This is a genomic window from Alicyclobacillus kakegawensis NBRC 103104 (assembly GCF_001552655.1).
GTDB classification, from domain to species: domain Bacteria; phylum Bacillota; class Bacilli; order Alicyclobacillales; family Alicyclobacillaceae; genus Alicyclobacillus_G; species Alicyclobacillus_G kakegawensis.
This window is the reverse complement of sequence record NZ_BCRP01000062.1, coordinates 1-1,271: the sequence shown is the minus strand read 5'-3', so window position 1 is coordinate 1,271 and position 1,271 is coordinate 1. Positions and strand designations below refer to the sequence as shown.

Sequence of the window (1,271 nt, the reverse complement as noted above, 5' to 3'; positions counted from 1 at the left end):
CCCATCGAAAGGGGCCATGATACGGTGGCAACCACATGCTGGGTCAAAATTCCGGATAAGCCCACGGTTACGCCATCATCGTCGTGTTCGACAGCTTGGTCAGGCAGCTTCAAAAGTGCGACTTGCAGTCGAAGGTGAAAGGCATCCGGATATCGGCCGCCGACAAGACCATCCGCGTGGAGGTGGAGGCGAATGACCGCGACATTGGTACAAGCCCAGGTAATCAAGTGGCGGTAAGCCGACGGTCATTCGTTGTTCTTGGCAATTGCCAGATGGGCATACGCAGGTGTTGGAATACGCGTTACGGCCAGCCAGCATGCCGAAATCTGCAGGGAAGAAGGGAACGGCCCGTGAAAATCCTCGGCGTTGACCATGGGACCAGGTACGCAGGGTGGGCGGTGGTATCGCTGGAGGGTGACGCGATGGTGTTCGAGGGGCATGGGCTCTTGGACATGACCGGCTTCACTCACCCCGAGGTGCTGCGGGTCCTCAAAAATCGTGCAGGCCGACTCATCGACCAGTGGAATCCGGATGTCGTGGCACTCGAGAAGCCCATGGCCATGCGCAGCGGCAAGGTGGCGCGCCTGCTCATCGAGATGTACGCAGCCTGCGAAATCGCCGCACTCGAACGGCACAAGGCCATCATGCCGGTGACACCGCAGTTGGCCAAGCTGTATGCGGCTGGCCACGGCGCTGCGGACAAAGAGGATGTGGCTTTGGCTCTGCAGGCCAAGTATGGGCTGGACTACGACGAGATCGCGGTTCCGTTGTACTACAAGACCGGCAAGCGCAAGGGCGAGGTGCGGGAGCGCCTGTGGGATGTCAGCGATGCCTGCGCTTTGTGCGTCGCGGCAGTGGAGCTTATCAAAGCCCAAGTTCAAGTTGAAGTGGGGCAAGCGTAAAAAGAGCCTCATCAAAGGGGCGAGGAAACAAGGAGAAAAGGGGATTTGCCAGCAGCGATGACGATTATGCTGCTCGTCCACCAAAATCCTAGCATAGGGGTGCGATGGATACAAATGGACTTGGGGCTGCGGAAGGTGGACAAGACACGGACACGGCAGATGGTGCGGGAGTACTTCCGGTTGTACAGATACAGGCGCCGCATGTTGGAACTCGACATGGAAGGGCGCCCGCAGGTGCGCAAGCCGCTGCCCGGGTACGAGCGCGCTGCCGACCCGCGTACCATCCGTGCTCCGGGCTTCGATGAATCGAGACTCCCGCATTTGCCGCCCGATATCGATGAAGACCCGAAGGATCGGGAGCGTCGCCGG

The 1,271-nt window shown here is 59.7% G+C and carries 2 protein-coding genes; both read left to right on the top strand.

The genetic code is table 11. The features are described 5' to 3' along the window. The first annotated feature begins 350 nt into the window (after positions 1–350). Positions 351–902, top strand: coding sequence for a crossover junction endodeoxyribonuclease RuvC (locus tag AK2_RS16230; RefSeq protein ID WP_067937151.1), 552 nt, complete (start codon positions 351–353; stop codon positions 900–902). 45 nt (positions 903–947) lie between these two features. Further along, positions 948–1,271: hypothetical protein (locus tag AK2_RS16225; protein ID WP_157076404.1), on the top strand; the 324-nt coding region annotated here is incomplete at its 3' end.